This is a genomic window from Chlorogloea sp. CCALA 695 (genome assembly GCF_003003885.1).
Taxonomy (GTDB): Bacteria; Cyanobacteriota; Cyanobacteriia; order Cyanobacteriales; family Chroococcidiopsidaceae; genus Aliterella.
In genome coordinates this window covers 1-5,940 of sequence record NZ_PVWN01000114.1, presented here as the reverse complement: position 1 = coordinate 5,940, position 5,940 = coordinate 1, and the positions used below count along the sequence as shown (strand labels likewise).

The 5,940-nt window shown below is 43.6% G+C and carries 6 protein-coding genes, 1 tRNA gene and 2 pseudogenes; 3 read left to right on the top strand and 6 right to left on the bottom strand.

Annotated elements, in window-relative coordinates:
* Positions 1-93: 93 nt before the first annotated feature.
* The 5 genes from C7B70_RS26195 to C7B70_RS24790 form a co-directional block, all read right to left on the bottom strand.
* Positions 94-264: a helix-turn-helix domain-containing protein gene (locus C7B70_RS26195; RefSeq protein WP_146134172.1), complete on the bottom strand. Its 171-nt coding sequence runs from the start codon at positions 262-264 to the stop codon at positions 94-96.
* 1,050 nt (positions 265-1,314) lie between these two features.
* Positions 1,315-1,767, bottom strand: a complete 453-nt coding sequence (locus C7B70_RS24805; protein ID WP_106371563.1) for a hypothetical protein — start codon at positions 1,765-1,767, stop codon at positions 1,315-1,317.
* A gap of 30 nt (positions 1,768-1,797) precedes the next feature.
* Positions 1,798-2,295 (bottom strand): VapE domain-containing protein, encoded by a 498-nt coding sequence (locus C7B70_RS24800; protein WP_106371562.1) that lies wholly within the window; start codon positions 2,293-2,295, stop codon positions 1,798-1,800.
* Positions 2,296-2,658, bottom strand: coding sequence for a hypothetical protein (locus C7B70_RS24795; RefSeq protein ID WP_106371561.1), 363 nt, complete (start codon positions 2,656-2,658; stop codon positions 2,296-2,298).
* A gap of 293 nt (positions 2,659-2,951) precedes the next feature.
* The gene (locus C7B70_RS24790) at positions 2,952-3,182 is read right to left on the bottom strand and encodes a hypothetical protein (RefSeq protein WP_106371560.1); all 231 of its coding nucleotides are present in this window, start codon (positions 3,180-3,182) and stop codon (positions 2,952-2,954) included.
* Positions 3,183-3,406: 224 nt separating this feature from the next.
* On the opposite strand from C7B70_RS24790, the gene C7B70_RS24785 reads away from it, so the two are divergent.
* Complete coding sequence (locus C7B70_RS24785; protein WP_106371559.1) at positions 3,407-3,850, top strand: hypothetical protein; 444 nt, start codon at positions 3,407-3,409, stop codon at positions 3,848-3,850.
* 100 nt (positions 3,851-3,950) lie between these two features.
* Here the strand turns inward: C7B70_RS24785 and C7B70_RS24780 are convergent.
* Positions 3,951-4,023: transfer RNA gene (locus C7B70_RS24780), tRNA-Ala, on the bottom strand.
* A 397-nt stretch (positions 4,024-4,420) separates the two neighbouring features.
* Here C7B70_RS24780 and C7B70_RS24770 point away from each other — a divergent pair.
* Positions 4,421-4,670 (top strand): annotated as a pseudogene (locus tag C7B70_RS24770) (transposase); the annotation flags it as partial.
* 670 nt (positions 4,671-5,340) lie between these two features.
* Positions 5,341-5,865, top strand: a pseudogene (locus C7B70_RS24765) (reverse transcriptase N-terminal domain-containing protein); the annotation flags it as partial.
* Positions 5,866-5,940 lie beyond the last annotated feature (75 nt).

The following is a 5,940-nucleotide window of genomic DNA, read 5'->3' as shown; positions in this document are numbered from 1 at the left end:
ACTCGTTCGCTGTCTCGCTCCGTTGCGCGCAGAGTTTTTTTTTCTGGTAAGTTTGAGCTTTTGGACGTATCGTCCCAACGCGCAGAGCGTATACTACGCAAACGTAGCTCGACTGATCCGTACTCCAACACGTTGCTCCAGTTGGTCGCACAACTCTACCAAAATGTCATCATTATTCTCTTCTATTAAAGTCATCAGCACAGCCTCTTGTTCTGGGCTAATTTTAGCTACCTGACCTCCTCCATGCGCTCTGGACTGTTCCATCTGTGCGATAACGCTTTAACAAATTCTCAATAAATCTCAAACTGACTCGGAATCTTTTAGCTAGTTGTCGCCCTCGACCCCTGTCGCTGGTTATAGGCAACAATAACTTTCACAGCAAAGGTCTACTGAGTAAGCTTTCATTTAATTTCAGTTCACTTTTCCTCCTTAACTGTATCTTCCCCAATCAAGAACTGCTGTATTCAGCAAATATCTGTTCCCAGCGCTCACCTAGAGCCAAGTCATAACCAATAGCAACATTGGTTGTTAAGTTGCCATCAGTGGCAATATTTGTTAGAATACATATAAAACTGTAAACTTAAATATGACTAACCTCTAGCGATCACATCTTCAGAACAAAGATCACTAAAGCTGAACTAGCCCAGCTCTTGATAGCGCTAACTATCTAATGGGTTTAACCAAGACTATTTTGTGTAGCGCAACCTCAACTAGGGGTTGCTTTTGAATATCTATGCCCAGTCACTAGGCTATCTGTGGGATCTGGGTGTAGTTGTATATGGTTAGGGATATCTTGACGTGCTTGCACAACCAAAGTTAACCTGGGTCGATGCGCTACATAATACGCTAGTGAGAGGACATATATTCTTAGATCCTTCACGCCACTTCTGGTTTGATATGAAGGATCGCAGATGTAGGATGCTTACACAGCAAGCACTCTAGAAACTAGCAATATCCTTCACCCCATTGACATGAAGCCTAGAAGTTATGCCCCATAAGCGTTTAAGGCGTTTTAGCGTCGATCCTTCACACCACGTCTCACAAACCTTATAGTTGGTTTCCTCTTAAATGGTTTTATTATTTTGATATGAAGGATCGGATAAAAAGCGCTGAAAATGAGACAGCACAAGGCTTCTATTTTTTACCCCATAATGTGAAGGGTTTTAGTTACGATCCTTGTAACTGTCTCTCTATAAGCATTTCAGGCTTCATATCATTTTAGGGCTTGATATGAAGTGGTGTGAAGGATCTAGCTATGATACAGAAAAACCCCAGATCGCCCTAGGGTTACATAACATATTCTTTGGTCGATGTTTAATCGATCTCTTGTTTAGCTGTGTATGCTTTACGCTCTGAAGCACTAGCCCAGTTAGTGCCTTCAACTTTAATGCCTCCACCATCGCGCCACAGCTTCAAGACACAGGGGTCTTTGGCACTAGAAGAAACATACAGGTTCCCACTAAAAAGCTTATTGTTGACTCGTTTCTTGATGTAACCTAACTCAGCTAGAGCGTTAGCAACTTGCCTATTATTACGTGTATGGCTCTCTGGCTTGATCTCTAGGATAGCCGTCATAACGTCACTAATGCTAACAGCGATGCCCTTGCCTGCCACAGCGTCCATCTGCTCATAACTAGCGAACATATGGGCTAATGTGCCTACAAAGCTGTTTTCAGACTGGAATGCTTTATTATAGACCTCGTTTAGCTCGTTTTCATCTTCAGTTAGCCAATGTGGCTCTTGCTCATTATAAAACTTTAAAGCCACTGCCCTAATGCGATCACGATGCTCCTTAACCTAGCCTACGAGGATCTTATAGTTATCTACATCAACTATCCAGAAGCGCCTAGACCCCGTGGGATCATTTAGGAACGCTGTCTCGTTAGTTGTCCTAGCAAACACACAATGTCTGAGTCTAGGCGCACCCAAGTCTTTACACATATCCCTAAACGAGTTTTTAGTTTCAGTTAAGAAAGCCTTTAAGGCTGAAATATCCTTAGTCCTAAAAGTGGCTTCTATCTCGCCTAGCTTACAGCCCCAAGCTTGCGGTAATATCCTCTGTTGCTCTGTGTCATTCTTGGAACTATGTAAGGTTCTAAAATATTTGCCAAACAGCGCGCCTAAAAACGTTGTCTTGCCCACGCCTTGTCTGCCTCGAATAACTAAAGCTGTATCCATCTGACAGCCAGGATCTAAGGCTCTAGCCACAGCCCCTATTAGCCACCGGGATAACTTCACTTGAGCCATCTGGTCTTGACTATCACCAAACAAAGTTTTAGCTAAACTTTGGAACATCTATACATCATCTTCAGTTGCTTCAGGCAACTTATGTAGATATTCTTGGATAGGGTTAAATGAGCTAAAGCTTTCTTTGATCTTTCGAGATAGCTGCTCATTGCTTAAAGGGCAAATGATCTCTAAGACCTTCTCAAGTTTATGCACTAACTGACTGACTGACATATCCATGCCTCCCAGTATCATGCTGCCATCCCAAGCATCTAGCTTTAAAGCTCCATAAACGATCTCGAATGCTTGCCAGAAAGCATATTTAGGGTCGCGCTGTTTCTTGAACCAACGCTTAAACGCTCTTTGGTCTTGCTTGGCATCATTGCCAGCACCCCTAACATTATCCTTGGGCGCTACAGAACTGATAAGCAAACTAGAACCAAGACGCTAAAACTTAGTGATCGTTTTTTCTTGGTCTACATAGCCTTCATCATTGCGGACTTCATAGTCGTCATTGTCATCATCATCAAAGTTGTACATAATAGAAATATATGAAAGTTGTATGTTTACATGAAGCCAGTTAGCCTTTACAGAGGTTAGCTGGCATTGTTTTTAGGCATTAAGAGCAGCAACCAATGCAGCCCTAATAACCTCGTTAAGCGATCGCTTGCTGTTCTTAGTCTCAGCCTCTAGCTTGGCTAATAGTTCTAGTGGCAATAGCAAACCTATCCTTGCTTGTTTTCTGTGCATCGTTGGCATATTGTCTCGTCTCCTAAATAATGGTTATCCCCAAGACTAGACTGTGTTAGCTGTGTTCTTAGTTTCTGGGCTATGCCATCTAATGCCAACTCTAGGACAGCATTCTTAGAAAGCTTGAGCCTATCTGCTATTTGATCTAAGGTTTGCTTGCGATCGCTATCCAAGCGCAGCATTGTGACTTGCTTCTTAGTGGTCATTAGTGATATCTTTAAGGGCTATCTCTATTGTAACTAGGGTGATATCATCTGTAACCCTAGCAACTGGGCTGACTTGAGCTAGTTTAGGGGTGCTTATCTAAGATCGCATCAAGTGCTTTGCCATCAACTAACTTACGTAAGCTCACAAGGAAACTTACAGCCTTGGAGTTAGGCTGTAAACAAGATAAAATAGGAGTTAACAGAGAAACTTACAGCGTAAGCCAATGGCTGAAACTAGAGAACAAGCTTGGACAAGAATAACTAAGGAGTTAGAGAATAAGAGAACTAGCCTAAGGCGCGATCGCATCAGCTACAAAGGAATGCAACTAGACGCTCTTGTCATGACTATCTGGGGAGTGGACTCAGCTACAATGCAAGCCACTTCATGGGACAAGCCTATGATAACTGAGAAAGCACTAGCCACAGCCCTAGGAACAAGCACTGCTAGAGTTCATCATGATTGCTTAAGGAATCCTATGTTTAAACACGCAAAGGTGCGTAAGCTTTGGGACTTAGATAGCCTTATTGGCTCTGAATGGCACTATGATCGCCTCAGTTATCAAGGAGAAACCTATAACCCCATATGGCTCTATGACAGCGTTATTAAGGATCTTGCCACTAGAAGACCTTATTTACAGACAGCTAAAGAAGCCTTAGCGAGCGCCTAATGTTGCAAGTGTCCCAAACATTAGGCTATTCTTGGGACAGCCTTGGGACAGTTTGACAACATTTGGGACAGCATGAGATAGCTGATCGCCTTGCGAGCTATGGAGAATAGGAGACTCGAACCCCTGACCTCTGCGGTGCGATCGCAGCACTCTACCAACTGAGCTAATTCCCCGTTTGTTCAATTTTTTATTATAGCATTTGCCTGGGCAGACCAGAAAAAAAGCCTATTTGTTTGAGCCGGTGAGAGCTATTATACCCCGCACCTCTCAGTTAAATCTGAGCGTGCGACTTTCACCGCACCCAGCTTCCGATTCAATTCAGCTTTCGCCTTTGCCCATGTATAGATAATCGTGGCAACTCTCATGTAGAGCTTCCAGATTGTTATCTCTCCAGTTGTGGTGATTTCCGTCCTTATGGTGCAAGTGAACTCTCTCCTCGGATGTAGTTTTTAATCCACATCTGGCACATGAATGGTTTTGTCTTTTTAGGACTTTAGAGGAGGTCTGAGAAGTAGGAAAGCTCTTAGTGGTATAGTCTGTCAATAGAAAAACCGACAGGCAACAAGAGGAATGAGACAACCCTACCGCACTGATTTAAGCGATGAACAATGGGAACTGCTGGAAGACTTAATTCCAAAAGCTAAAGCTGGAGGTCGTCCGCGTCAGGTGGATAGGAGAGAAGTCATCAACGCAATTTTTTATCTAGTGAGTGGGGGAATGGCTTGGCATTTGTTGCCTCATGATTTGCCCAAGTGGAAAACGGTATATCATTACTTCCGCAAATGGCGCAAGTGATGGTGATTGGGTGCGGATATATGAGTGCGATTCGTTCGCTCGAAACCGAGAAATCGGGGGATGAGCGACATTTACAGGGTAATTCCTAAAGGAATTGAGTTCGCACTTTAATCCCTTGTAGATGATAACTTCATAACCTTACAGGTGAGGCGTTAGTATCCTAGAAAACGTCAAGTCCTGTCCTCCAGACGTAGGAGTGAAAGCATATTCTCCACTGTAGCGACTAGCCCTCAATCGGTGAAGCGAGAATAAAAGCGGAAAGAGCTACTAGCCTAAAAGTGGTGTCCCGTAAGCAAGTTCCTATGGATAGCGAAAGCTAAGTCACTGTCTGAATCACCGTCACCGCGAACCAGTGAAATAAGGCTTCACGCACTAGCAGACCCAAAAGGGCATAAGAAAAGGGTGGTATGAGGATTTATATCGGCATACCTACGTTACCCAAAAACTCGGTGAAGAAGTGACATTTTAACGGAACAAAACAATGGTTATGAGGAACGAAGTAACTTATCTGTTCACTCTCAGAGAGGTCGAATACTCTGAGTAGTCAGCTAAGATGAAAACTCTGGGTTAAAAAAGCTCAGGTAACAGGTAAGAGAGATTGGGTCAAAAGCTAACGCCTTGCTGTAATGGCAAGGATACGCTGACGGACTCACGGTAAAACGGAAGGAGTAGCTATAAGTAGCAGTGTAAATGTTATGAACACGGCAATCGAGTCGATGTATAAATGGAGCGATATTAACTGGCGAAAGCTAGAGCGTAGCGTCTTTAAGCTGCAAAAACGGATATTCCAAGCGTCTAATCGTGGTGATGTCAAGGTAGTTCGCAGACTCCAGAAATTGTTGATAAGTTCAAGGGCGGCAAAAGCTTTAGCAGTCCGGCGGGTAACTCAGGATAACACAGGGAAGAAGACGGCAGGAGTGGACGGGCTAAAAAGCTTGACCCCAAAGCAACGTCTCCCCCTAGTAGATAAAATCAAACTGAGCAACAAGGTAAAACCAACGCGCCGAATTTGGATACCCAAACCAGGTACAGAGGAAAAAAGACCTTTAGGAATACCAACCATAGAGGATAGAGCAAGGCAAGCGCTAGTCAAACTGGTATTAGAGCCAGAATGGGAAGCGCGATTTGAACCAAATTCCTATGGTTTTCGCCCTGGACGCTCATGCCACGATGCAATTGAAGCAATATTCTTGGCGATACATTCAAAACCCAAATTCGTCAGGACTTACGCAAGGAACATTTGAACGGATGGATACTTAAGTTGCTCAATTAAGTATTCTGAGAACAGCCCATGC